We start from the raw sequence: 24,763 nt of genomic DNA, 5'->3' as shown, positions 1-24,763 counted from the left end.
AAATCATGCAATTGTTCAGATAGACGGATAAAATGTGCCCCAAATTACCGTTCAATCGAGTTTGCCACCTTCTCATAAAGGTCCCAGCAACTCAGATTTACCCCCAAATTTGATGAGGATACTTAGCTGAAATGAGCGAATACGGCTTATTCACTTCCGAATCCGTGTCCGAAGGTCATCCGGATAAGATTGCGGACCAGATCTCTGATGCAGTGCTTGATGCGATCATCGCTGAAGACAAATATGCACGTGTTGCCTGCGAAACGATGGTTAAAACCGGTGTAGCAATCATCTCTGGTGAGATCAGCACATCCGCGTGGATTGATTTGGAAGATCTTGCACGTAAAGTGATCTGCGACATCGGTTACACCTCCTCTGACGTTGGTTATGACGGTGAAACCTGTGGCGTGATCAACATCATCGGCAAACAGTCTGTGGATATCGCACAGGGTGTTGACCGCTCCCGTCCTGAAGATCAGGGCGCGGGTGATCAGGGTCTGATGTTTGGTTATGCATCCAACGACACTGATGTACTGATGCCTGCACCTATCTGCTACGCACACCGCTTGGTCGAGCGTCAGGCAGAAGCACGTAAATCAGGCCTGCTGCCGTGGTTGCGTCCAGATGCAAAGTCTCAGCTGACCTTCCGTTACGAAAACGGCAAGCCAGCGGGTATCGATGCCGTGGTACTGTCCACGCAGCACGATCCTGACGTAAAACTGAGCGACCTGCGTGAAGCGATGATGGAACTGGTCATCAAACATACGCTGCCTGCTGAGTGGATCACCAAAGAGACTCAGTTCCACATCAATCCAACCGGTAACTTTGTTATTGGCGGACCTGTGGGTGACTGTGGTCTGACCGGTCGTAAGATCATCGTTGATACCTACGGTGGAATGGCACGCCACGGCGGCGGTGCTTTCTCCGGTAAAGATCCATCCAAAGTAGACCGCTCTGCAGCCTATGCAGGCCGTTACGTGGCGAAGAATATCGTTGCCGCAGGTCTGGCTGATCGTTGCGAAATCCAGGTGTCCTATGCGATTGGTGTAGCGGAACCGACATCCGTGTCCATCAATACGTTTGGTACCGGCAAGATCTCTGACGACAAGATCATCCAGCTGGTGCGCGAGCACTTTGATCTGCGTCCATATGCGATCACTAAGATGCTGGATCTGCTGCATCCAATGTACAAAGCAACTGCAGCCTACGGCCACTTTGGTCGCGATCCTTACGAAATGACGGTGGGTGACGATACCTTTACTGCATTCACATGGGAACGTACCGATAAAGCAGACGACCTTCGCGCTGCTGCTGGTCTATAACCGGCTCAGCGGTTTAAGAAAGCACCTTCGGGTGCTTTTTTTTCGTCTAAAATCCTTAAGAATTTGACACTTAGCGCGCTAACCTATAGAAATCAATAAACCAAATTCTACTCTGGCTGACTATGCGTCTTAGCGATATCAAGATTCACCGCAAATTATTCCTGCTGGTGCTCATATTAGTCTGTGGCACATTGATCACTGCCAGCCTTGCGTATCGTTTTAACCAGCAAGATATTCTCGACAATCGTAAAGCCCGTGTGCAAAGCGTTGTACAGGCCGGGCGCAGCCAGATTATGGCGCTTGATGAGCACCTGAAAAATGGCACGGTCTCTCAACAGCAATTTGATCGTCAGCTACAGGAACTGATCAACGCCACCCGTTTTTCCGGTAATGAATATCTCTATCTCTACGATATCTCCGGCACCAGCATCGCTCATCCGATCCTGCCTGACATGCAAGGTAAAAATCAGATGGAGATACAAGATGACGCGGGCACCTTTATTGTCCAGCTGATGGTCGAGGGGGTTAAAGCCAACGGTACGGTTTTCTGGGAATTTCGCTGGCCAAAGCCTGAGGGGGGACCTGCCGTTCCTAAGCTGGGCTACGCTGAACGCGTTCCCGGTACCAATCTGGTTCTGGGATCCGGTATATACCTTGATGACCTGAAGCCGATTTATCAGTCTCGGGCCTATACGTATATGAGCATTACCTTGCTGGTGTTGTTTATTGCCTTGGTTGTCAGCTACCTCATCGCCCGTAATATCAGCACCCCCGTCACCCGACTTGCCACACAGATGAATGCACTGGCCAAAGGTGAGATTGATCTGCATGAAGTTGAAGACTGTGGACGCCGGGACGAAGTTGGAGATATCGCCTGCGCGGTACAGGCTTTTCGTGATCATCTCTTAGAAAACCAACGTCTGCGTCAGATTCAGGAGCAAGTGGTTTTTCTCGAGACGTTTGACCCCATTACGCGACTGCATAACCGTCAGGCACTGGGCGAAGCGATTAACAAAGAGATTGCTCGCCATGATCGCGATCAGAAACAACTGGCGGTTGTGGTTATCCGCCTCGATCTGCTGCACGAAATCACGATCGAAATGGGCAGCGAGAGACGCGATCAAGTACTGGTCGAACTGGCTTCACGAGTTCATGATCAGCTTCACGCGGATGATATTCTTGCCCGGTTGTCGGAAGATACATTCGGCCTGCTATTGCCCAATATTGAAGATCGCCCATCACTGGAAGGGATCTGTCGCCACCTGCTCGATACTATTGCTCAACCCATTCCGCTGGATGCAAACCATATTCAGCTGGCGGGTCGCCTTGGAATCAGCGTATTCCCGGATGATGGCGGTTATGATTTCCAGCTGATTGGACGCGCAGAGTCCACGGTCAATCTGGCGAAGAAACAAGAGCGCGATCTGATGTTCTACGATCCACGCGCGCTGAACGAGACAGATCACAGTATTGAACTTTGGCAGGAGATGCAGAAAGCACTGGATGCAGACCATTTCTATCTGGTGTTCCAGCCACTGTTTGATCTGAAGGACAACGCACTGATCTCGGCCGAAGTCCTGATCCGCTGGGAACATCCGGAAAAAGGCTTTATCTCACCGGCACAGTTTATTCCACTGGCAGAACAAAGCGGCCTGATTTCTCGTTTGGATGCCTGGGTACTGGAAGCCGCCGCAAAACAGATTCGTAACTGGCTCGACCGTCAGCTGACACCGCCGCGTATCGCGGTTAACTTATCCGGCATCAGCTTCCTGCGCCCAGACTTTATCGAAACCCTGACAACCATTTTCGGCAAATACGATGTCTCGCTGGATCATATTGAACTCGAACTGACCGAGGGTGTATTGATCGATGATCTCGACCGGATCAGCAATCAGCTCAACAGTATTCGCGCCACCGGGGTCAGCATCTCGATTGATGACTTTGGTACAGGCTATTCCTCCCTTAGCCGCATCAAAAATCTTGCCATCGACAACATCAAAATCGATCGTTCCTTTATCGACGATCTCGACACCTGCCAGCAAGATCTGAAAATTGTTGAGGCGATCATTCTGATGGCACATGGCCTGAATCTGAGCGTGATCGCGGAAGGCGTGGAAACCCAGGAGCAGTTGAGTATTCTGCGTCAGCAGGGCTGCGATACGGTACAAGGATTCTTCCTCAGCCGCCCCCTGAAAGCCGAACCCTTTGAAGAGTTACTGGAACAGGATCTGGTCATCGAAGTCGACTAATCCTGTCCGATCACTTGCGAGAGATTTATGCGCATTCCCCGTTTTTATGACCCCCAATCACTGCAGCTGGATCAGCTCGTTGAGCTGAATGATTCTGTGGTACAACATGTCTGCCGCGCATTGCGTATGCGTGTCGGTGACGAACTGATCCTGTTTAACGGCGACGGTTTGGAATATAAAGCGCAACTGGAAACGGTCGAAAAACGCCGCGCCAGTGCCCGCATCATCCAGCAGGATGATCGTTGCATTGAATCCCCACTGGATATCCGCATTGGCCAGAGTTTATCCCGTGGCGAACGTATGGACTATGCCGTACAAAAAGCCACTGAGATGGGTATGCAGCAGATGTTCCCGCTCTTTTCAGAGCGTTGTGAAGTAAAACTCAGCACCGATCGGCAGGACAAACGTATCCGCCACTGGCAGCAAGTCGCCATCAGTGCCTGTGAACAAAGTGGACGTTGTAAGGTCCCAACGATCAGTGCTCCCCAAACATTAGAGCAATGGATCAAGCAGGAAGATGCTGAACTGAAACTGGTACTCCACCACCATACCGCAACACCGCTAGCAGAGATGGACACACCTGAATCCATTGCATTGCTCATTGGCCCCGAAGGCGGATTCACCGAGCAGGAAGTTGAACTGGCACGGGATCACGGTTTTCAGCCGGTCGCCTTCGGTCCCCGGGTCATGCGCACCGAAACAGCTCCCGTTGCAGCGCTTGCTTTGCTGCAGTATCTCTGGGGAGATTGGCGTTAAGCGGTTGAAATGTACCGAAACGCCCGCATAAAAGAAGCGGATGCAGACCTTTTGCAACCACTCCAATTCAGGACAGAGACCGCACCCGCAGCGGCGCTGACTCGCAAGCGATAGAGGTTTACAGCTCTCATGACGATTAAAATCGGCATCGTGATGGACCCGATTGAGGACATCAACTTTAAGAAAGACAGCTCTCTGGCCATGTTATGGGCCGCACAGCAGAAAGGCTGGGAGATCTGGTACATGGAGCAGCAGGACCTGTTCTCTCGCGACGGTAAAGCGAAAGCGATGATGGCCCCGCTTACGGTTGAGATGAACCCCGATGACTGGTTTTATCGCGGCGAATACAAAGAACGGGATCTGTCAGATCTGAACGTCATTCTGATGCGTAAAGATCCGCCATTTAACAACGAATTTATCTACAGCACTCATCTGCTGGAACAGGCAGAAAAAGAAGGCACGCTGGTCGTCAACAAACCTCAGGCGTTACGCGATTTTAACGAAAAGCTATTTGCTACCCAGTTCCCGGAATGCTGTCCACCGGTATTGGTCACCCGTCGCGAAGATCTGTTGCGCGCCTTCCATGCGGAGCACGGTGATGTCATCTTTAAACCGCTGGACGGGATGGGCGGATCACAGATTTTCCATATTCGGGAAGATGGCACAAATCTGGGCGTGATCATCGAAACGCTGACCAAATATGGTACTGAAACCATCATGGCGCAAAAATATATCCCGGAGATCAAAGACGGCGACAAGCGTATTTTGATGATCGACGGAGAAGCCATTCCTTACGCACTGGCCCGTATCCCGATGGCTGGTGAAACTCGTGGCAATCTGGCCGCAGGTGGCACGGGCGAAGGTCGTCCACTGACGGAGCGAGATCGCTGGATCTGCGAACAGGTTGCTCCGCGCTTGAAAGAACAAGGTCTGCTGTTTGTCGGACTCGACGTGATCGGTGATTACCTCACTGAGATCAACGTCACCAGCCCAACCTGTATCCGCGAACTGGACACGCAGTTCAATCTGGATATCGGTATGCGCCTGATGGATGCCATCGAGCGTAAATTGACGACCCACTAGGCGGTACAGGGTGAACGGTGACTCGGGATTTAAGGCGCTTGGACGCCTCCTGTTCACCCTGATTTTAGCCACCGGGCTGCATACGGTGTTTCTGCTGGGGATACCCGCAGAGCCGGTGCTCACCCCTCCTACCTCCAGCGCGCTGCAGATTAATCTGACTTCTCTGACTACCGACAATCCATCCGAATCTGAAGCGGTTGTCGAGACGGCTCCCGAACCACCTCCGCCTACCGAGAAAGACCTGGCTCCGCCAGCACCTGTGCACCACGCAGTGCCCAACGTTAAGTCCAAGTCTCTGACTACAGCGCCAGCCAATACCCTTACAACTCGATCAGCACCTGACGTACTTAAACCGGATGTTGTTACCCCGACCTCTGCGCCCAAAACCCAACGCTCACCGGAACCGGTAAAAGCCACGCCAGCGACGAAACAACGGCCAACACCATCAACGGCTGCCCCTTCGCCGGGTAAAAAACCAGTTCCCCCGAAAGCCGCTCCCCCGGCACAAAAGCCAACACCTGAGCCAGAAACCAAGCCTTCGGCGCCTCAAATTTCGGCCAGCAGCCTGCTCGCCCGCAGTCTCAACATGGCACGAGCAACACCACTTGAAGAGCTTGAACCAGCACCTCTTGGCCAACGCATTAAACGGTTGCAAGGCAGTCGTTATAACAGTGCATTGGAGAACAGCTATCTGATGCACTGGCGCGAGAAAGTACAACGCATTGGTGCAATAAACTATCCGGAGTCAGCCCGACGTCAGAAATTGAGCGGGCAGCTTCGACTGCTGGTTTCGCTGAATGCCGATGGTACTCTGGAAGAAGTCGCTATACTGTCTCCGTCCGAATATCCCGAGCTGGATCAGGCCGCCATCCGCATCGTGCAGCTTGCAGCGCCCTTCCGGCCCTTTCCGGTTGAAATGCGCAAGACAACGGACCGACTTGAAATTATCCGGGTATGGAAATTTGAAAACGATACTGTCGTATACTGAAACCAGTGAGCGTATCTCGAAACAGCAGGAGTCGTAATGTCACATACCACCAACCTCCGTGGGCACTTCCTGCTCTCCATGCCCCACATGCAAGATCGCTACTTTGCACAGTCGCTTATCTATCTATGTGAGCATAATGATGAGGGTGCGATGGGGATCATCGTCAATCGTGCGGTGCCAATCGAACTACGTACCTTATTCAGTCATCTTGACCTGGGTACAACCGATCACCTTCAGGATGAAACCGTATATTTCGGCGGCCCAGTACAGCCCGAACGCGGGTTTATCCTTCACCCTGCAGACTCGGGTCACTGGAACGCTACCTGCGATGTTGACGTCAGCACCAGCCTCACCACATCAATCGATATTCTGGAAGATATCGCAGCCGGCAAAGGGCCAAAAGAACGGTTAGTCGTGCTAGGTTACGCCGGTTGGGGTGCAGGTCAGCTGGAGCAGGAGATCAGCGATAATGCTTGGTTAAGCTGTCCGGCGAATTCCGATATAATGTTCCGCACTCCGATTGAGGAGCGCCTGACTGCAGCCGCAATGCTGCTCGGCATCAACCTCGATCTCCTGACAGCAGACACCGGACACGCCTGAGTTTCCATGAGCGATGATTTTCAACAGGTGCTAGGGTTCGACTTTGGCACATCCCGCATGGGCCTTGCCTATGGACAGTCGATCACCGGCACAGCAACCGCACTGCCTCCCATGGCAGCTCGCGATGGTATTCCCGATTGGGACAAACTTTCCACCGTCATCAAAGAGTGGCAACCGCAGGCTATGGTGGTGGGTATCCCCCTCAACATGGACGGTACAATCAGCGAGATGGCGCGCCGCGCGCGTAAATTCGCCAACCGTCTGCATGAACGCTATAAGTGCCCGGTTTTTCTGATGGACGAACGCTTAAGTACATCAGAAGCCAAAGAAATTCATTTTGCTGCGGGTGGCAGCAGTAACTTTCGTAAAGAATCTGTGGACGGAATCGCGGCACAACTGATTCTCGAAAGCTGGTTTAACAGCCCTACCCGCATCCCAAGCCATACCCGATTGGAGGACCTCTATGACGTCGGGCAGTCCTAGTGTAGACGCACTGCTGGATAAGATGAGTCAGGAGCTTAGCGCCCTGATCAGCCAGCGCAAGATTGAAGACCCTTTAATGGTAGGTATCCACACCGGCGGCGTCTGGCTTGCCGAACGCCTGCACACACAGCTGGGTCTGAAAGACCCGTTGGGCGTAATGGATATCTCCTTCTACCGTGATGATTTCACCCAGGTGGGCCTCCACCCTAAAGTGAAACCATCACAGCTGCCAGCCGCCACCGAGGGACGCCACGTCCTGTTGGTTGATGATGTGATCATGTCCGGTCGCACTATCCGCGCCGCAATGAACGAGCTGTTTGATTATGGCCGTCCAGCATCAGTGACCCTGATTACGTTGTTGGATCTGGAACGGCGCGAACTGCCGATTCAGGCCGATGTCGTCGGCGGTACCCTGAGTCTGGGTGACAATCAGCTGATCAAGCTGACAGGCCCCGATCCATTGACCCTCGAAATCCGCGAACGTCCCTGAGACAGAATTTGAGCGAGCGTTATGTTTGAGCAAACCGATCCCAACCAGATCCAACTCAATTGCGAAGGACAGCTGAAGCACTATCTGACCACTGAAGGTCTGTCCCGCGAAATCCTGACTGAGATTCTCGATACAGCAGACTCTTTCGTGGATATGGGCGAACAACAGGTAAAAAAGGTCCCACTCCTGCGTGGTAAGACCGTCGTGAACCTGTTTTTCGAATCCAGTACCCGTACGTTGTCGACCTTTGAACTGGCCGCAAAACGGCTGTCGGCGGATGTGTTGAACCTGAACATCAGCACATCCTCCACCTCTAAGGGCGAAACCCTGAAAGACACCCTGATGACACTGGAAGCGATGCACTCCGATATGTTTGTCGTGCGTCACTCAGACAGCGGTGCGGCACACTTTATCGCTGAGCATGTCACCCCTAAAGTTGCGGTGATCAATGCCGGTGACGGTCGTCATGCCCACCCAACGCAAGCGATGCTGGATATGCTGACCATCCGCCGCCACAAGGGCGATTTTGCCCCGCTGACCGTGGCCATCGTGGGCGACATTTTGCACAGCCGTGTAGCACGTTCACAGATCCACGCACTGCGTACTCTGGGTGCTGCCGAGATCCGTGTTATCGCACCACAAACGCTGCTGCCGCGTCATATCGAAGCATTGGGCGTGCGTGTTTTCACCGACATGGAACAGGGCATGAAAGACGTCGACGTCGTGATGATGTTGCGCCTGCAGAAAGAACGTATGAACAGTGCCCTGCTGCCAAGTGAGTCTGAATTCTACAAACTCTACGGCCTGAGCGAAGAGAAGCTGGCGCTGGCTCACCCTGAAGCAGTGGTCATGCACCCGGGCCCCATCAACCGTGGCGTAGAGATCGCCTCATCGGTCGCAGATGGCCCTCGTTCCCTGATCCTTGATCAGGTTACCAACGGTATCGCCGTGCGAATGGCCGTGATGTCGATGTCGATGAGCGGACAGGCCACTGAGAAACAACTGCAGCTGAAGAGTGGGGAATAACGCAGATGAATATTAAGATTCAGGGCGGACGCGTTATTGATCCGGCACAGCAGCTGGATCAGGTAACCGACCTGTATATCAGTGAAGGTAAAATTGCCGGCATTGGCAATGCACCGGAAGGGTTTAACGCCGAGCAAACCATCGACGCAACCGGTCAGGTCGTCAGCCCCGGTTTTGTCGATCTTTGCGCCCATGTGCGCGAACCCGGCTATACCATTAAAGGCACACTTGCGACCGAAACTCAGGCTGCACTGGCAGGTGGCGTAACCACACTGGTTACCCCACCGACGACTAATCCGGTGGTCGACACGACGGCCGTTGCCGAGTTGATCCTTGAACGCTGTGAAGATCTGGGTAAAGCCAAAGTGTTGCCAATGGGTGCGCTGACCAAAGGATTATCCGGTCAACAGCTGGCGCCAATGCATGCGCTGGCCAGCTCCGGCTGTATCGCATTTACTAACGCCCGTGAGCCAGTGGCCAATTCGCTGGTGCTGATGCGCTGTCTGGAGTATGCCGCAACCCACGATCTGCTGGTGCAGTTTCAGCCACAGGACGCATCGCTGACTGCGGGCGGTCATATGCATGAAGATACCACTTCTACCCGACTGGGTCTGAACGGCATTCCGGAAGCGGCGGAAACCATCGAAGTCGCGCGCTGCCTGACGCTGGTTGAGCAGACCGGTGTCCGTGCTCACTTTGGACAACTCTCCTGCGAGCGATCCGTGCGCATGGTGATGGAAGCCCGCGAACGTGGTCTGAATGTCAGCGCCGATGTGGCGATCCACCACCTGTTGCTGACTGACGAGAACGTCAACGGCTTTAACAGTGCGTTCCATCTGATCCCGCCACTGCGCAGCCAGCTAGACCGTGCAGGTCTGCGTCAGGCGCTGATTTCCGGTGGTATTCAGGCACTGTGTTCTGACCACCAGCCACACGAAGCCGCAGCGAAAGATGCCCCATTTGCAGCCACCGAGCCCGGCATGACCGGTCTGGAAACCCTGTTGCCACTGTCGCTGATGCTAGTCGATCAGGGCTTGATGGAATTGCCACAACTGCTGGAAAAACTGACCTCCCAACCGGCACAGATTCTGGGACTGGAGAGTGGTACGCTGCAGACCGGTGCTGCCGCAGACATCTGTCTGTTTGATCCTGATGCCAGCTGGACGCTGACCGAAGAAGATAGCTTCTCCAAAGGCAAGAACACGCCATTTATGGGTTTCACGCTAAAAGGTCAGGTCACCCATACTCTGGTTGACGGTAAGCTTGTCTTTCAGCGATAAGCATCTCTCTATCGGTTGGTGAGGCGTTCGATCTCACTCGTCGATTAAACCAGAGGGTGGTCCCATCCTCTGGTTTTGTTCCTCTTTCATAAAATCTACAGAAAACAGGGTTCGCCTCGGCCCGATTTCAAAGGTAGCATTAGTTAAAAATAACTAATCTATGCTGCCCATTGATGCGAAATTTTCATACCTTTTTTCACCGCACCCGGTTTATCAGACGCTATCTGCCTTGCGCGGTGTTGATCTATTTTTGTGGTATGCCAACGGTCTTCGCGGCGTTAACGCCTGTTACCGTTCAGCTTAAATGGAGCCATCAGTTTCAGTTCGCCGGTTATTACATGGCCAAAGAACTGGGGCTATACGAAAAAGCCGGACTGGACGTGACATTAAAACCCGCGAGTCCGGGGTTAAGTGTGGTCGATGAGGTAACGCGTGGTCAGGCCGAATTTGGCGTTGGCACATCCGATCTGATCTATCACCGCGCCCAGGGTAAACCGGTCGTCGTTCTGGGAGTGATTTTCCAACACTCGCCTCAGGCACTGATCAGCCGTTATCAGAACACACCGGCCACATTGCAGGACATATCAACCCAGACATTGATGCTGGAACCCCACGCTGCCGATCTCTGGGCTCTGTTCCGCGATGAAGGCCTTAATATCGGGAAATTGAACATCGAAAAGCATGCATTTTCCGTGCAGCCATTTATCGATGATCAGATTTATAGCATGTCGATCTACACCACCGACGAACCTTTTTTGCTGAATCAGCAAGGCGTTCAATATCAGATCTTCCACCCCAGAAGTCGCGGCATCGATTTTTACGGCGATAACTTCTTCACCACCGACGCGCTGATCAACGACAAGCCGGAACTGGTTAAGGCCTTTCGTGATGCCACCCTGAAAGGTTGGGACTATGCGCTTCAGCATGTGGAACAAACCATCAATGTGATTCAGACCCATTACGACGCCCAGCACAGCCGGGAACACCTGAGGTTTGAAGCACAGGAGATGAGTAAGCTCATCCGCCCAGATCTGGTCGAGATCGGGTATATGAATTCGGGGCGCTGGCAACATATTGCGGATACGTTCTTACGCAGTGGGATTCTTACAGAAAAACCCGACTTAAATGCACTGCTGTTCCAAACAAGACAGCCGGAAACACCCTTTTATCGTTCCACCGTGTTTATCATTTTTTCCCTACTTACCCTGATTCTATTGGCATTCGCCCTTTACCTGATCCTCGGCAGACGGAACTTAAAAGCTGAAATTGAACGCCGTAAAGCGGCCGAAAACGATCTGGCCCATAGCCTGGATCAACTGGTCGCAACCAAGGAAGAGAAACAGACGTTTCTTGATATGATCTCCCACGAATACCGCACACCGCTGGCGATCATCCAAAACTCTTGCTCGATTCTGGAACAACAGATCGACGGTAAGATCACCAATTCTCAGGCCAAATTTAACGCCATCGAAAAAGCGATCAAGCGCTTAGTGGCATTGATCGAAACCATCCCGGGTAAAAAGCGTAAATTCGAGAATGACGACAACGTCAGCGGTGTTTTCTATGGACTGAATGACTCGGTGAATGCAGCGCGGATTATCTATAAGAACCCATTTGATGTGCATCGCTGTGTCGACGATGAAATCTATATCAATACCTCGCCGGAAATACTCGCCACATGTCTCGATAACATTATCAGCAATGCCGCCAAGTATTCTGATGGCCAAGAAGTGACGATCAATACAACGCTGGATGAGCGCAATATTTATGTCTCCGTGTCGGACAACGGCAAAGGCATTGCCCCGGAGGAACAAGCACATATATTTGAACGCTACTACCGGGGAAAAAACACCGATCCCAAGCAAAGCATGGGTCTTGGTCTTTATCTGGTAAAACTCTACACTGAGAGCGCTGGTGGCACGGTATCACTTGAAAGCACCGTCGCAGTTGGGACAAAAGTGACACTTTCGTTCCCGTATTTTAATGACGAAAACCTTTAAAGACTCTGTCTATTTCTTGTTGAGGCTGTTACCGAATAATGTCCATGCCAGATCAAAAAGCCCCATCTGCACTCAGTTTCTCCGACGGTGAACTCATTGTCGCGCAAGGAGAAACCGACACTAAAATGTTCATCATTCTAGAAGGGGGAGCAGAGGCCTCCAATGTCATCAACGGCGAGAAAGTACTGCTGCAACGTTTTGAGGTAGGCGATTTTTTTGGTGAAATGTCATTGCTAGAAGGCCTGCCACGCAGTGCAGATATCCACGCAGTAGGTGAGACGCGCGTCACCACCATTGGCGGCGGCGGTTTGATGCATCGGATTCGGAAAGACCCGACATTCGCACTGGAAATGCTGAAGTCGCTCAGCAGCCGTCTGCGCAGCACCACGGAGCTCTATCAGGATCAGGTCATAGAGAGACAATCTCTACAGCAACCTGCAAACGGAATGAAGAATGGATCTGAGCCGGACTATGACTGATATCAACACCCTTGTCGCGGAAGACGATGAGGACCTTCGTTCATTATTACTGGAGTTTCTTGAGCTCAGTGGCATCAACGCACGGGGAACGGGCTCGGTAACGGAGTTCATGGCCGCTTACCAGGAAGCCGCCTGCGATGTCGCAATTGTAGACCTAGGACTGCCGGACGATTGTGGTCACACCATCGTTTCACAGCTTGCCCGTTCAGAAAATAAGCCGGGAATTATCGTCCTCAGTGCCCGCTGCAGTAATCCAGACCGGGTCGCCGCATATGAGAACGGCGCCGATATTTTCATCCAGAAGCCGGCTTCACCAAAAGAGTTAGTGTTTGCCATCCGCAACCTGCATGGCCGGGTTAACGTGGTTGCAGAACCCCAAAGCACACACAGTGATCGCTGGATATTCTGCGATGAAAGCGCAACGCTAACGTCACCCAATAACGTCAGCTGTAAATTAACCACCAAAGAGCACCGCCTGATCCGCACCTTAAGCCAGCATTCAGACAACGGCGGCGAAACTACCCGTGACGAAATTTTACAGGCCCTGTCCTATCCCGACGACGAATACGGAAACCGGGCGCTGGAATCACTGATCCGTCGCCTGAGAAAAAAGCTCAAAGAAGAAACGGAACATGAAAGCCCTATCGTGACGGTGCACGGCTTGGGATACAAACTGAGCTGCTAATCACAACCGCCTCTTCCTGAATGTCAGAAAATGTCAGAAACCATCGTTTTTCGTAGGTGGTTGTTGAATTTGTGTTCTTGCTAATATCCTGTTCATACCTTGCCGCCACGCGGTGAATTCATAAGAACAGGAGCTTAGCGATGAAAAATCTCGTACTAAGAGAAGTGCTGAAGGACCAGCAAGTGGTCGAGCACCCTCTGGATCAGATTTTCCAGATTACCGCCAAGCAAGGTGCTATCTATTCTGTCATTGATACGAATACCGAGATCAATCCCGACGACCTGCTGCTCGTACGCATAGGTGACCAGCTGGAAGTCCGCGTCGCCGATAAAGCTGTGGCAAATATCGATGACTTCTACGGGACTGGCAATGACACGCTGTATAGCGTTAACGGTGCATTGCAGCCACCCGCAGACCTTTCTGTCAGCGGCAACCAAACACCCAACTCTCTCGAAAGTATTGTTTGGTGGCAATACGTTCCAATCAATAGCGAAACAGATCTCACGCAAAACAGCTCAGAAAATATAACTAACGTTGTTGCCGTCACAACTGAAGCTGCACAGGATGACGAGATTACGGTCAGCGAGCATGCCAACCTGACTGTTGCTGCTACCGCAGGCCAGTTCCAGTCCGATGCCAGCATCTCGATCTATGATCGTTTTGGTACATTGATCGGCATGGGCACCATCGATCCCGCCACCAGCCAGTCAGAACTGTCCATCACTAAAGACTATCAGGGGCCAATCCTGGTCGTACTGGAAGACAATAACGGCGAGGCCGGCGATTATATCGACGAAACAACTGACGATCTCACCAGCCTGGATACATCTCTCCGCGCAATGGCCCTGGCCGATGGCGATGATCTCTTTGTCAGTGTCACCCCGCTGACAGAATTAGCCGCACGTGAAGCAAACCTGATTGGTCACAATGTGACATCCAGTAATCTGGAGATGAACGATAAAATTGGCAAACTGTTTGGTGTCGAGGACATTCTGGCGCCCGTCACAACAGTGTTGGATCAGCACTTCGCGGCGGATGATGGTGTCAGCGTCTCCGAACACTACGGTCTGGTACTCGCGTCTCTCTCCGGCGCAGACCACACAACCGGACATATCAGCACCACACTTAACCATCTGGAAAGCGCTATCACCTCTAATGGCGATGTGCTGGCGTTGACCCAGGGTGCGGTCATTTTGCTTAAAGAAGGCATTGGCGCATTTGAGGCGGGCACGAATGCCCATCTGGCGGACATCAATATGAGTCTGATCCAGCCGCCCATCGTGGACGTACCCGCAGATGGCGTCGATGCTCAAGCTCGGAATTCAGGCGTATCGGTCGTTGTATCCGGTGTTGACGTGGGTGACTCCGTCACTGTGAACTGGGGCGATAAGTCCGTTACAAAGGTCCTATGCACCACGGACGTTCAGCCAGATGGTATGGCCCATATCGAAATTAACAGCGCCATTATCAGCACCGCAGGCATTGGTTACCTCTCGGTGAACTACCAGATCAATGACGGTACCCCCAGCCCTTCGGTTATTTTGGAAGTCGATACTATCTATGATGCAGTGTCTCTCGATGAAGACGCTTACAACAGCGTTTCCACGTGTCCCCTAAATCCGACAGAGTTTGCGAACGACACTAAGACATCGACACCTGACACAACGGCGATCAGCCAGACAGATATGAACCTGGCACAAGAGATCGTAAGTGATCTTTGGGAACAGGAAACAATGGGGGAGTTCTATGAGCACCTGATCCCGGACACATTGGTATCAGATACTCAGATGCTTAACCTTAACACCGGTACCTCGGCTGAGTTTTCAGATGAGAGCCGGGACATCGCCACCAATACCTTTGATCTGCTGCATCTCACGGCCGCGCCGGAAAGCCTGGCCATGCCCATATAGCCTGTTCGCATCAGTCTTCTCCCTGAGCGAGTTCAGGAATAGGCCTGCTACCTAACGTTGGGGGTCACCCCTCTTTGATCAGGTTAGTGTTCATCATTGCCGCCCCATTCTGGCAATTGAGGTAACACTGCCGACACGATCCCCGTCAGACGGTGGCAGGTCTATTCCTAAGCGCGTGTCAGGAAATGTCAGGAACCATCAGAAAGCATCGGTAGATGCCTCGTACAGTCGATTGATAGCATCTAAGGACTCCCTTAATGACCTGACCCACTGATGCAATGATGACTGAACAGGCAACGCCTCAACGCAAGGCTCGATGGACACCTTTCACGTGGTTTTCAACCACCAGCATCGCGGCCCAGATGATCGTGCGTGAAACGTTCCTCAACACGCGCTGGTTTATCATCGTTGCAACAGCCACCATTGTTATCAACCTACTGGCGCTAGCCACCTCCCTGTTTGCCATTCAGGTTTACGATAAGGTGGTACCCACATTGGCCTTTGATACCTTGTGGATGCTGGTCTCTGCCATGGCCGGGGTCATCCTGATCGACTGGTTACTAAAACGTTTGCGTGGACGGATCCTTGATCAGGTTTCCACGCAGGTCGACAAAGCGATTTCGCAACAGGTGTTTTCCCATATCATGCATCTGCAGCTCGACAAGCGCCCCCGCAGTTTAGGTACCTTAGCGTCTCAGGTATCCGGTTTAGACAATGTCCGCCACTTCTTATCTGCCAGCATATTATTTGCGCTGGTTGATCTGCCATTTGCACTCGTGTTTGTGCTGTTTATCGGCCTCATCGGCGGGATGGTGGGCTGGGTATACGCCGCCATGTTTCCACTGGCATTACTGCTAGGCTTTGTGACGCAACAACGCTTACACACCCTCACCCAATCACAATTGGCGCGCAGTAATGAACGCCAGGGGTTATTGGTGGAAGCCATTCAGGGTGCTGAAACCATCCGCGCGGGTAATGCCACCGCCCAGTTTGAGTCTCGCTGGGCAACGCTTACAGAGTCAATCAACACACAGAGCATCCAACAGAAAGATATTAACAACTTCGGTCTGATCACATCATCCAGTCTCGCCACCTGTGCATACGTACTAGCGATTCTGGTGGGGGTTTATCAAATTGCCCAGGGTAACCTGACGATGGGCGCATTGATCGCCTGCAGTATTCTGGGCGGGCGTGTTATCTCTCCGGTTGCCCAAAGTGTGAACTACATGGCCCAGTGGCAAAACGTAGCTCAGACCCTCAGGAATCTGGATCAACTGCTTGTGCTGGAAACCATCACCCCTCAAGAGGAGACGTTAGCCACCTCCAGCAGCACACCTAAACAGCTGCAAGTAAGCAATCTGCGTTTCGCTTACGACCATTCGCCCCTGACGCAACTGGATGTTAAGCAGCTCAGTATCAACGCCGGAGAACGCGTGGTGGTTTTAGGCACCATCGGCTCCGGAAAATCCACGCTACTGAAACTGCTCGCAGGACTTTATCGCCCCAGCAAAGGCGACGTACTGTTAGCTGACCATGCGGGCCGGCAACAGGAACCAGATGCCATGAGCGCAACAATCGGCTACCTGCCTCAAACGGTACAGCTGTTTAAAGGCACATTGCTGGATAACCTGACACTGGCAGGTCAGATTCAGGACCATCATATTCAGGATGTCTGCCAGCAACTCGGGCTGGATCAGTTGGCAAGCTGTCACCCTAAAGGCATGCAGCTGACGCTGAGCGAAGGCGGTGAAGGCCTCTCGGGTGGACAAAAGCAGTTGGTTGGATTGGGACGTGTTTGCCTCGCAGCACCTAAAATCTGGCTATTGGACGAGCCAACGGCGGCATTAGATGGTCGTACAGAGAAAAATGTTCTGACGTGTCTGCAGGCACGCATGAGGTCGGACGATATGTTAGTGCTGTCGACACACCGTCCCTCTATCGCCGCAGCAATCGCGACCCGGGTCATTGTCATGGCAGAAGGCCGGATCGTTGCTGATGGCACCCCTGAGGCGGTCCTAGGTACGCCTCCTAAGCCGGCCCCAAGCCAACGTTTTCGCGTGTCACCTGTCGCCAGCACCGCCGGTTAATGCTGATTGCTTAGCGGCGATAACAATCTGGCCCCACTCAACGTCAAAGTACCAAGGTGGCTTGTGAATCATTTACCCTTTGGCTTGATCGGATTTCCACCCAGGTCGTCGATATAGTCATCTTCGCCCTGCAGCGAAAATTCCGCTTCGTCGATCTTATCCAGCTCAGGGTTCGCCTTTGCATCCAGCTTAATCATCAGACGCAGATCGTTGGCTGAATCCGCATGGTTCAGTGCCACGTCGTAATCAATCACACCTTCTTTGAACAGTGTAAACAAGGCCTGGTCGAAAGTTTGCATGCCCAGGTTGGTGGACTTTTTCATGACCTCTTTGATTTCGTGGACATTGCCCTTGCGAATCAAGTCCTGAATCAATGGCGTATTGATCAGCACCTCAATCGCGGCCCGGCGGCCTTTGCCGTCTTTCGCGGGCAATAGCTGCTGCGCCACAATCGCTTTCAGGTTCAACGACAGATCCATCCACAGCTGATCGTGATGTTCCGGCGGGAAGAAGCTGATAATCCGGTCCAACGCCTGGTTGGCGTTATTGGCATGCATCGTTGCGAGACAGAGATGGCCGGTCTCAGCAAAGGTCATACCGTATTGCATCGTTTCCTTGGTACGGATCTCTCCCATCAGGATCACATCCGGCGCCTGACGCAGGGTGTTTTTCAGCGCTACGTCGAAGGAATCCGTATCAATACCCACTTCTCGCTGAGTTACGATGCACTGCTTATGCGGATGCATAAACTCGATAGGATCCTCAATCGTGATGATATGACCACGGCTGTTGCTGTTTCGGTAATCGATCATCGAGGCCAGGGAGGTAGATTTACCGGTCGAGGTTCCGCCGACAAACAGGATCAGGCCTCGCTTGGTCATCGTCAGGCTTTTTAACACGTCTGGTAGATTCAATTCGTCAAAGCTTGGGATGTAATCGTTAATACGGCGCAACACCATGCCGGGAACATCACGTTGATAGAAGGCCGAAACACGAAAACGCCCCATCGTAGGAATGGAGATGGCAAAGTTACACTCGCGGGTACCTTCAAATTCCGCCAGTTGTTTATCATTCATGGTGCTGAAGACCAGCGCCCGAGACTGCTCACCGCTAATCGGCTCACGGGTTAACGGCTTCAACGTACCATCCACCTTGATGGTGGGACGTGCATCCGCCGTTACAAAGAGGTCAGACGCTTCCCTGTCGACCATCACTTTCAGTAGCTGAGTAAAATCCACAGCATGCTCCTTACAGCATCAGCATTTAGAACGCAGTTGGGTTCTGAGCTTTTTCGCGTGCCGATTCCCGGCCGATCAGCCCTTTCTGCAGCAGTTCTCCCAGACTCTGGTCCAGTGTTTTCATCCCGAAAGCAGCACCCGTCTGGATAGCGGAGTACATCTGAGCCACCTTGTCCTCACGGATCAGGTTACGGATCGCAGGTGTACCAATCATAATTTCATGTGCCGCCACACGGCCACCGCCACTTTTCTTCAACAACGTCTGAGCGATAACGCCTTGCAACGATTCCGACAGCATTGAACGCACCATCGATTTCTCCGCAGCGGGGAATACATCGATAATACGGTCGATGGTTTTTGCCGCTGAGGTCGTATGCAGTGTACCAAAAACAAGGTGGCCCGTTTCGGCGGCGGTCAGTGCCAGACGAATTGTTTCCAGATCTCGCATCTCTCCGACCAGGATAATATCCGGGTCTTCACGCAGGGCAGATCGCAGCGCGTTGGAAAAACCGTGGGTATCACGATGTACTTCACGCTGGTTGATCAGCGACTTTTTGCTCTCGTGTACAAATTCAATCGGGTCTTCAATAGTCAGGATATGGTCTGAGCGGGTTTCATTGATGTAATCGACCATCGCCGCCAGCGTGGTACTCTTACCGGAACCGGTCGGTCCTGTAACCAGCACCAGTCCCCGGTGTTTTTCTGACAGGTCACGAAACACACCGCCCATGCCCAGCTCTTCCATACCCAATACTTTACTGGGGATAGTACGAAATACAGCCGCTGCACCACGGTTCTGGTTAAACGCATTCACACGAAAACGCGCCAGCCCCGGAATCTCGAACGAGAAATCCACTTCCAGATTTTCTTCGTACTCTTTTCGCTGTTTATCGTTCATGATTTCATAGACCAGCGAATGGACCTCTTTGTGTTCCATTGCCGGCAATTTTATCCGCCGAACATCGCCGTCAACGCGGATCAGCGGCGGCATCCCAGCCGTCACATGAAGATCAGAAGCATTCTGCTGTACAGCAAATGACAAAAGTTCAGTAATATCCATAATATGTGGTTTTCCAAGACCCCTTCAACGAAGTCACTAGTTCTAGCAGAATAGACGCAGCAAGCCAATCTGATAGGTTATTTACTCCATGCCCTGTATCAACAACAACCTGATTAAGGTTCAGCAGCAGATCCATGAAGCTGCAACCGCCACCGGTCGTGAGCCGGCTGACATTACCCTGCTGGCGGTCAGTAAAACCCGCACTGCGGATGAACTGAAACAGGCCTACGACCACGGTCAACGCCACTTTGGCGAAAACTACCTGCAGGAGAGTCTGGAAAAGATAGACGCATTATCGGCATTAGACGACCTTTGCTGGCATTTTATTGGTCCTATTCAGTCCAACAAAACCCGACCGATTGCTGAAAGTTTTCATTGGGTTCATAGCGTCGACCGGATTAAAATTGCACGTCGCCTGTCAGAACAGCGCCCCGAACACTTACCTGCACTGAATATTTGTCTCCAGATCAATATCAGCGGTGAAGAGAGTAAAGCAGGCTGTCTGCCGGAAGATACAGCAACATTGGTCGCAGAGATCGCCGCCCTACCACGCATTAAGCTGCGTGGTCTAATGGCCATTCCACAGGCGACCGATGACCCAGAACAACAGCGTGATGCGTTCCACCGCATGCAGCAGTTGTTTACGGAACTTAAACAAAACCATCCAACGCTAGATACTCTATCGATGGGGATGTCCGGCGATATGGCGATGGCCATCGCTGAAGGCGCGACTATCGTGCGTATCGGCACCGCTATTTTTGGCGCACGTGATTACAGCAACAAGCAGAATTGAGGACAGACCTTTGAACAAACAACCTACTCTGGCGTTTATCGGTGCCGGCAACATGGCCCGCGCGATTATCGGTGGCCTGATCGACAACGGCTATCCGGCAGAACAGATCTGGGCAACCGAGCCGACTACGGCCAAGCTGACCGATCTGGCGATTCAGGGCGTTAAGACCAGCGATAACAACAGTGAAGCCGTAGCCAGCGCCGATATTGTCGTGTTGTCCGTAAAACCACAGATTCTGAAGAGCGTATGTGACGAGATTGTTGATGCAGTACAAACTCAGCAACCGCTGATTGTCTCGATTGCAGCAGGCATCATGTCACCGACTATTGATCACTGGCTCGGTACCAGCAACGCGATTGTTCGCTGTATGCCAAATACCCCAGCACTGGTACAGACCGGCGCAAGCGGTTTATATGCCAATACCTTTGTCAGCGATGAGCAACGCCAGCAGGCTGAAGAAATTCTGGCAGCGATCGGTATCGCCCTGTGGGTCGATGAAGAAAGCCAGCTGGATGCTGTGACAGCGGTATCCGGTTCAGGCCCTGCGTATTACTTCCTGATGATGGAAAGCATGATCGAAGCAGGTAAGAAATTGGGCTTGAGCGAAGAGGTAGCCACCCAGCTGACGCTGCAAACCGCACTGGGCGCCGCCAAGATGGCCAGCAGCAGCGACGTTGATCCGGGTGAATTACGTCGCCGTGTCACCTCTCCAAACGGAACCACCGAACAAGCGATCAAACGCTTTATCGATGGCGGCCTGCCAGAACTGGTAGATACCGCGCTAAAAGCCTGCAATGACCGCTCTGTCGAACTGGCAAAAGAGCTTGGTCAGTAAAAACTGCGGCTAAACCAGCCTTATACCGGTATGTTCGGAGTTCAACATCCCGGCGTAAGGCTCTATACTTCCAGCAATTATGTGCTCAAACCCAGCCGTATTACCGAGACAGGAAAAGAGATGGGACAGGATCCGTTAACGCTCATAATCTCCACAGTAGGTGGCCTTTACTTATTCATCGTTATTCTGCGTTTCTTGTTGCAGTTGGCCCGCGCCGATTACTACAACCCGATCTCGCAGGCGGTGGTTCGTCTCACCAATAAACCGCTGGTGCCATTCCAGAAGGTACTGCCCCGCGCGGGTCGTTGGGATCTGTCCGCACTGATACTGGCCCTGCTGGTTAAGTTTGTCACACTTGCCCTGATCGTTATGATCAACGGCGGGGCTCTGCAGATACCAAGCATGCTGATCTTCTCTGCGATCACCGTGGTTGATACTGTGCTGATGGTGTACTTCTGGGCGGTACTGGCATCGGTGATCATCAGCTGGATTGCACCGGGCAGTTATCATCCGGGACCACAATTGATTCAGCAGCTGACCGAACCTCTGATGGAGCTGGCACGTAAAGTCATTCCACCGTTGGGTGGTCTGGACCTGTCACCGATTCTGATCTTTCTGGTGATTCAGATTATCCGAGGGCAGCTGGCGCCTTACGTCATTTAATGACGGTTTATCAGTGGCAAGAGGATGACCTGCTCCTGAGCTGCCACCTGCAGCCCAAAGCAGCAAAAGATGAGATTGTCGGATTACACGGTGACAGTGTTAAAATCCGCATCACGGCACCGCCCATTGACGGGCGGGCCAATACACATCTGATCAAATTTCTGGCGAAGCAGTTTGGCGTGGCTAAACGCGATATCCGCATCATCAGCGGTGAACTAGGCCGCCAGAAACGGATCAGAATTGAACAACCGGCCAAGCTGCCGGCTTTATTGAATATTGAGAAACGGACGTGAACTCAACCATGACACTTCTGGTACAACACAGCCTGCTGTTTTACGAGATGTGAAGCTCAACTGCACAACGGCTTTCTGTTTTCCGTTTTATTGTTGAGTATTGAGTGATGCCCGAAATTATTCCTGACGATTCGGTTGGTCTTGTCCAACCCGAAAAAATTCTGTTTAACCAACCTCTTGAACTGGCCTGCGGCCGCACCCTTGATCAGTATCATCTGATGGTTGAAACCTATGGTGAGCTGAATGAGGCGCGCTCCAACGCCATTCTGATCTGCCATGCCTTATCTGGTAATCACCATGTGGCGGGATACAACAGCCTCGATGACCGTAAACCCGGCTGGTGGGATTCCGCGATTGGCCCGGGCAAACCGATCGATACCAATAAGTTCTTTGTCATCGGTTTGAACAATCTGGGAGGCTGTCATGGATCCAGCGGCCCAAATCAGACAAACCCTGACACCAACAAGCCTTATGGCCCCGATTTCCCGCTGATGACCGTCGCCGACTGGGTCAACAGTCAGGCACGCCTCGCCGACCACTTCGGTATCGAACAGTGGGCAGCGGTAATTGGTGGTAGTCTGGGTGGCATGCAGGCATTGCAATGGTCCATCGACTATCCCCAGCGCCTGCGACACTGCATGGTCATTGCCGCCGCGCCGAAACTCTCAGCGCAAAACATCGCATTTAATGAGGTGGCCCGCCAGGCCATCAGCAAAGATCCACAGTTCCACAACGGCCACTACTACGAGCAGGACGAAGTGCCCAAGGTGGGACTGATGCTGGCCCGTATGCTTGGCCATATTACCTACCTGTCCGATGATGGTATGCGCGACAAGTTCGGGCGTGAACTGCGGGAAGGTAAAATCAGCTTCGATTTTAACCCACAGTTTGAAGTGGAGTCCTACCTGCGTTATCAGGGCGAGCGTTTTTCGACCGAGTTTGACGCCAATACCTACCTGCTGATGACCAAGGCACTGGACTATTACGACCCGGCTGCAGACTTCAACCATGATCTGCCTGCGGCCCTCAAACGGGCATTGTGTAAGTTTATGGTGATCTCTTTCACCACGGACTGGCGCTTCTCTCCGGAACGTTCACGCGCGATCACCGATGCATTGGTAGAAGCGGGCAAACAGGTCAGCTACGCGGAGATCGACTCACCACAGGGGCATGATGCCTTCCTGATCCCCATTCCACGCTATATGGAGATCTTCAGGGCTTACATGAAACGGGTTGAAGCGGATATTCCAAAGACTTCCGGGGAGACAGCCTGATGCGCGCCGATTTAGAAATCATCCGAAACTGGATCGAACCCGGTAGCCGCGTGCTGGACGTCGGCTGCGGTGATGGCGAACTGCTGCACCATCTGCAACAGCACAAAGAGGTGAGTGGTTACGGACTGGAAATTAACGCGGACAATATCACCGCGTGTATAGAAAATGGTGTAAACGTCATCGAAAAGGACATTGATACCGGTTTATCCAGTATCAAAAGTAACAGCTTTGATACGGTTGTGATGACACAGGCTTTGCAGGCAATGCATCGCCCGGATCAGATCGTTGACGAGCTGTTACGTATCGGGAAAGAGTGTATTGTCACCTTCCCGAACTTTGGGCATTGGCGGGCCCGTGGCTACCTGGCTTTTCGTGGGAAAATGCCGGTATCCAAGTTCCTGCCCTATACTTGGTATAACACGCCCAATATTCACTTCTGCACCTTCAAAGACTTTGAAAGTCTGTGTGTAGAGCGCAATATCTACATCATGGAACGCACAGTTGTGGATAATGAGCATCGCCACCGCTGGTGGATCCATCTCTGGCCCAACATGCTGGGCGAGATCGCAATCTACCGCATTACCCGATAAGAGGCTAAGCAGGTTATGAAAACAGGTTCTCATTTTTTGCAGCGCCTGCTGAGTACGGCAGCAATCAGTTTATTGTTTATGGCGCTTCCCGCGCAGGCCGCTCAGTTTGTCGCATACGGCGACTACGAAATCCACTACAACGCATTCAACAGCAGTTTTGTTGAGCCGGATATTGCTAAAACCTACGGGTTACTGCGAGGCAAACGTCGTGCGATGATTAATGTCTCTGTGCTTAAAAAAGAAGCCGATGGCAATAAAAAACCGATCTCCGCGCTGATTTCCGGGTCTGCAGCTAACTTGCTACAACAGACTCAGCAGCTCGACTTCAAGAAGGTCGATGAAGGTAACGCCGTCTATTACATCGGTCAGTTTGGTTTTAGTGACGATATGCTGATGCGTATCTCTGTCACTGTGCAACCTGATCCGAACCAACCCGCCTATGACCTGCAGTTTGAGCAACGCTTTTTTGCCGACTGACAGATTTAATCCATTATGAAAAATACGCGCCTGCCACCGGTAAGCGCGTACCTTTTGAACATCTCTCAGACCACCCCATGGATCAGGCACGTCGATACTCGA

The 24,763-nt window shown here is 52.3% G+C and carries 24 protein-coding genes; 22 read left to right on the top strand and 2 right to left on the bottom strand.

Going from position 1 to position 24,763, the window contains the following annotated elements:
* Positions 1–131 precede the first annotated feature (131 nt).
* From metK to IOQ59_RS00870, 15 genes are all read left to right on the top strand, one after another.
* Positions 132–1,322, top strand: coding sequence for a methionine adenosyltransferase (metK, locus tag IOQ59_RS00940; RefSeq protein ID WP_193951375.1), 1,191 nt, complete (start codon positions 132–134; stop codon positions 1,320–1,322).
* A gap of 122 nt (positions 1,323–1,444) precedes the next feature.
* Positions 1,445–3,571 (top strand): EAL domain-containing protein, encoded by a 2,127-nt coding sequence (locus IOQ59_RS00935; RefSeq protein WP_193951374.1) that lies wholly within the window; start codon positions 1,445–1,447, stop codon positions 3,569–3,571.
* A 27-nt stretch (positions 3,572–3,598) separates the two neighbouring features.
* Positions 3,599–4,327 carry a 16S rRNA (uracil(1498)-N(3))-methyltransferase gene (locus IOQ59_RS00930; protein ID WP_193951373.1) on the top strand — a complete coding sequence of 243 codons (729 nt, stop codon included), beginning with the start codon at positions 3,599–3,601 and terminating at the stop codon, positions 4,325–4,327.
* 129 nt (positions 4,328–4,456) lie between these two features.
* Complete coding sequence (gene gshB / locus IOQ59_RS00925) at positions 4,457–5,410, top strand: glutathione synthase (RefSeq protein WP_193951372.1); 954 nt, start codon at positions 4,457–4,459, stop codon at positions 5,408–5,410.
* Between the two features lie 10 nt (positions 5,411–5,420).
* Positions 5,421–6,398 carry an energy transducer TonB gene (locus IOQ59_RS21545; RefSeq protein ID WP_193951371.1) on the top strand — a complete coding sequence of 326 codons (978 nt, stop codon included), beginning with the start codon at positions 5,421–5,423 and terminating at the stop codon, positions 6,396–6,398.
* A 36-nt stretch (positions 6,399–6,434) separates the two neighbouring features.
* On the top strand, positions 6,435–6,998 hold the full coding sequence (locus tag IOQ59_RS00915) for a YqgE/AlgH family protein (protein WP_193951370.1): 564 nt from the start codon (positions 6,435–6,437) through the stop codon (positions 6,996–6,998).
* A 6-nt stretch (positions 6,999–7,004) separates the two neighbouring features.
* Positions 7,005–7,481, top strand: a complete 477-nt coding sequence (gene ruvX / locus IOQ59_RS00910; protein ID WP_193951369.1) for a Holliday junction resolvase RuvX — start codon at positions 7,005–7,007, stop codon at positions 7,479–7,481.
* On the top strand, positions 7,462–7,971 hold the full coding sequence (gene pyrR, locus IOQ59_RS00905; RefSeq protein ID WP_193951368.1) for a bifunctional pyr operon transcriptional regulator/uracil phosphoribosyltransferase PyrR: 510 nt from the start codon (positions 7,462–7,464) through the stop codon (positions 7,969–7,971). The genes ruvX and pyrR overlap by 20 nt, the downstream gene beginning before the upstream one ends.
* 21 nt (positions 7,972–7,992) lie before the next feature.
* Complete coding sequence (locus IOQ59_RS00900) at positions 7,993–8,997, top strand: aspartate carbamoyltransferase catalytic subunit (RefSeq protein ID WP_193951367.1); 1,005 nt, start codon at positions 7,993–7,995, stop codon at positions 8,995–8,997.
* Positions 8,998–9,002: 5 nt separating this feature from the next.
* Positions 9,003–10,277, top strand: a complete 1,275-nt coding sequence (locus IOQ59_RS00895) for a dihydroorotase (protein WP_193951366.1) — start codon at positions 9,003–9,005, stop codon at positions 10,275–10,277.
* A 173-nt stretch (positions 10,278–10,450) separates the two neighbouring features.
* Entirely contained in the window at positions 10,451–12,277 is a 1,827-nt protein-coding gene (locus tag IOQ59_RS00890) for an ABC transporter substrate-binding protein (RefSeq protein WP_193951365.1), read from the top strand.
* 44 nt (positions 12,278–12,321) lie between these two features.
* Positions 12,322–12,756, top strand: a complete 435-nt coding sequence (locus tag IOQ59_RS00885; RefSeq protein WP_193951364.1) for a Crp/Fnr family transcriptional regulator — start codon at positions 12,322–12,324, stop codon at positions 12,754–12,756.
* Positions 12,731–13,441 carry a response regulator transcription factor gene (locus IOQ59_RS00880; RefSeq protein WP_193951363.1) on the top strand — a complete coding sequence of 237 codons (711 nt, stop codon included), beginning with the start codon at positions 12,731–12,733 and terminating at the stop codon, positions 13,439–13,441. The genes IOQ59_RS00885 and IOQ59_RS00880 overlap by 26 nt, the downstream gene beginning before the upstream one ends.
* A 140-nt stretch (positions 13,442–13,581) precedes the next feature.
* Positions 13,582–15,351, top strand: a complete 1,770-nt coding sequence (locus IOQ59_RS00875) for a hypothetical protein (RefSeq protein WP_193951362.1) — start codon at positions 13,582–13,584, stop codon at positions 15,349–15,351.
* Between the two features lie 278 nt (positions 15,352–15,629).
* The gene (locus tag IOQ59_RS00870) at positions 15,630–17,438 is read left to right on the top strand and encodes an ABC transporter transmembrane domain-containing protein (protein WP_228050586.1); all 1,809 of its coding nucleotides are present in this window, start codon (positions 15,630–15,632) and stop codon (positions 17,436–17,438) included.
* Positions 17,439–17,506: 68 nt separating this feature from the next.
* Here IOQ59_RS00870 and IOQ59_RS00865 read toward each other — a convergent pair whose 3' ends face one another.
* Together IOQ59_RS00865 and IOQ59_RS00860 are read right to left on the bottom strand one after the other, a co-directional pair.
* A complete protein-coding gene (locus IOQ59_RS00865; protein WP_193951360.1) occupies positions 17,507–18,676 on the bottom strand; it encodes a PilT/PilU family type 4a pilus ATPase in 1,170 nt (389 codons plus the stop codon).
* Positions 18,677–18,701: 25 nt separating this feature from the next.
* A complete protein-coding gene (locus IOQ59_RS00860; RefSeq protein ID WP_193951359.1) occupies positions 18,702–19,736 on the bottom strand; it encodes a type IV pilus twitching motility protein PilT in 1,035 nt (344 codons plus the stop codon).
* Between the two features lie 88 nt (positions 19,737–19,824).
* On the opposite strand from IOQ59_RS00860, the gene IOQ59_RS00855 reads away from it, so the two are divergent.
* From IOQ59_RS00855 to IOQ59_RS00825, 7 genes are all read left to right on the top strand, one after another.
* The gene (locus tag IOQ59_RS00855) at positions 19,825–20,529 is read left to right on the top strand and encodes a YggS family pyridoxal phosphate-dependent enzyme (RefSeq protein WP_193951358.1); all 705 of its coding nucleotides are present in this window, start codon (positions 19,825–19,827) and stop codon (positions 20,527–20,529) included.
* 10 nt (positions 20,530–20,539) lie between these two features.
* Complete coding sequence (gene proC / locus IOQ59_RS00850) at positions 20,540–21,364, top strand: pyrroline-5-carboxylate reductase (RefSeq protein WP_193951357.1); 825 nt, start codon at positions 20,540–20,542, stop codon at positions 21,362–21,364.
* A 120-nt stretch (positions 21,365–21,484) separates the two neighbouring features.
* Complete coding sequence (locus IOQ59_RS00845; RefSeq protein WP_193951356.1) at positions 21,485–22,027, top strand: YggT family protein; 543 nt, start codon at positions 21,485–21,487, stop codon at positions 22,025–22,027.
* A complete protein-coding gene (locus IOQ59_RS00840) occupies positions 22,027–22,320 on the top strand; it encodes a DUF167 family protein (protein WP_193951355.1) in 294 nt (97 codons plus the stop codon). Before IOQ59_RS00845 ends, IOQ59_RS00840 begins: the two co-directional genes overlap by 1 nt.
* A 107-nt stretch (positions 22,321–22,427) precedes the next feature.
* Positions 22,428–23,594: a homoserine O-succinyltransferase MetX gene (gene metX, locus IOQ59_RS00835; protein WP_193951354.1), complete on the top strand. Its 1,167-nt coding sequence runs from the start codon at positions 22,428–22,430 to the stop codon at positions 23,592–23,594.
* Complete coding sequence (metW, locus tag IOQ59_RS00830) at positions 23,594–24,184, top strand: methionine biosynthesis protein MetW (protein ID WP_193951353.1); 591 nt, start codon at positions 23,594–23,596, stop codon at positions 24,182–24,184. Before metX ends, metW begins: the two co-directional genes overlap by 1 nt.
* 15 nt (positions 24,185–24,199) lie before the next feature.
* Positions 24,200–24,661 carry a DUF4426 domain-containing protein gene (locus tag IOQ59_RS00825; RefSeq protein ID WP_193951352.1) on the top strand — a complete coding sequence of 154 codons (462 nt, stop codon included), beginning with the start codon at positions 24,200–24,202 and terminating at the stop codon, positions 24,659–24,661.
* The last annotated feature ends 102 nt before the right edge of the window (positions 24,662–24,763 follow it).

It is taken from the genome of Pontibacterium sinense, assembly GCF_015209595.1.
Classification (GTDB): Bacteria; Pseudomonadota; Gammaproteobacteria; order Pseudomonadales; family Balneatricaceae; genus Pontibacterium; species Pontibacterium sinense.
The sequence above is the reverse complement of the archived record's forward strand: the minus strand, read 5'-3'. Positions and strand labels throughout refer to the sequence as shown.

What these genes read in the sequence shown, in the direction of transcription:
- IOQ59_RS00860 (WP_193951359.1), bottom strand. Translation starts at nt 19,736, where the DNA reads ATGGATATTACTGAACTTTTGTCATTTGCTGTACAGCAGAATGCTTCT.
- gshB (WP_193951372.1), top strand. Translation starts at nt 4,457, where the DNA reads ATGACGATTAAAATCGGCATCGTGATGGACCCGATTGAGGACATCAAC.
- IOQ59_RS00900 (WP_193951367.1), top strand. Translation starts at nt 7,993, where the DNA reads ATGTTTGAGCAAACCGATCCCAACCAGATCCAACTCAATTGCGAAGGA.
- metW (WP_193951353.1), top strand. Translation starts at nt 23,594, where the DNA reads ATGCGCGCCGATTTAGAAATCATCCGAAACTGGATCGAACCCGGTAGC.
- IOQ59_RS00840 (WP_193951355.1), top strand. Translation starts at nt 22,027, where the DNA reads ATGACGGTTTATCAGTGGCAAGAGGATGACCTGCTCCTGAGCTGCCAC.
- IOQ59_RS00880 (WP_193951363.1), top strand. Translation starts at nt 12,731, where the DNA reads ATGGATCTGAGCCGGACTATGACTGATATCAACACCCTTGTCGCGGAA.
- IOQ59_RS00895 (WP_193951366.1), top strand. Translation starts at nt 9,003, where the DNA reads ATGAATATTAAGATTCAGGGCGGACGCGTTATTGATCCGGCACAGCAG.
- IOQ59_RS00930 (WP_193951373.1), top strand. Translation starts at nt 3,599, where the DNA reads ATGCGCATTCCCCGTTTTTATGACCCCCAATCACTGCAGCTGGATCAG.
- IOQ59_RS00875 (WP_193951362.1), top strand. Translation starts at nt 13,582, where the DNA reads ATGAAAAATCTCGTACTAAGAGAAGTGCTGAAGGACCAGCAAGTGGTC.
- IOQ59_RS00885 (WP_193951364.1), top strand. Translation starts at nt 12,322, where the DNA reads ATGCCAGATCAAAAAGCCCCATCTGCACTCAGTTTCTCCGACGGTGAA.
- IOQ59_RS00870 (WP_228050586.1), top strand. Translation starts at nt 15,630, where the DNA reads ATGATGACTGAACAGGCAACGCCTCAACGCAAGGCTCGATGGACACCT.
- pyrR (WP_193951368.1), top strand. Translation starts at nt 7,462, where the DNA reads ATGACGTCGGGCAGTCCTAGTGTAGACGCACTGCTGGATAAGATGAGT.
- ruvX (WP_193951369.1), top strand. Translation starts at nt 7,005, where the DNA reads ATGAGCGATGATTTTCAACAGGTGCTAGGGTTCGACTTTGGCACATCC.
- IOQ59_RS00845 (WP_193951356.1), top strand. Translation starts at nt 21,485, where the DNA reads ATGGGACAGGATCCGTTAACGCTCATAATCTCCACAGTAGGTGGCCTT.
- IOQ59_RS00855 (WP_193951358.1), top strand. Translation starts at nt 19,825, where the DNA reads ATGCCCTGTATCAACAACAACCTGATTAAGGTTCAGCAGCAGATCCAT.
- metK (WP_193951375.1), top strand. Translation starts at nt 132, where the DNA reads ATGAGCGAATACGGCTTATTCACTTCCGAATCCGTGTCCGAAGGTCAT.
- IOQ59_RS00935 (WP_193951374.1), top strand. Translation starts at nt 1,445, where the DNA reads ATGCGTCTTAGCGATATCAAGATTCACCGCAAATTATTCCTGCTGGTG.
- IOQ59_RS00890 (WP_193951365.1), top strand. Translation starts at nt 10,451, where the DNA reads ATGCGAAATTTTCATACCTTTTTTCACCGCACCCGGTTTATCAGACGC.
- metX (WP_193951354.1), top strand. Translation starts at nt 22,428, where the DNA reads ATGCCCGAAATTATTCCTGACGATTCGGTTGGTCTTGTCCAACCCGAA.
- IOQ59_RS00825 (WP_193951352.1), top strand. Translation starts at nt 24,200, where the DNA reads ATGAAAACAGGTTCTCATTTTTTGCAGCGCCTGCTGAGTACGGCAGCA.
- IOQ59_RS00915 (WP_193951370.1), top strand. Translation starts at nt 6,435, where the DNA reads ATGTCACATACCACCAACCTCCGTGGGCACTTCCTGCTCTCCATGCCC.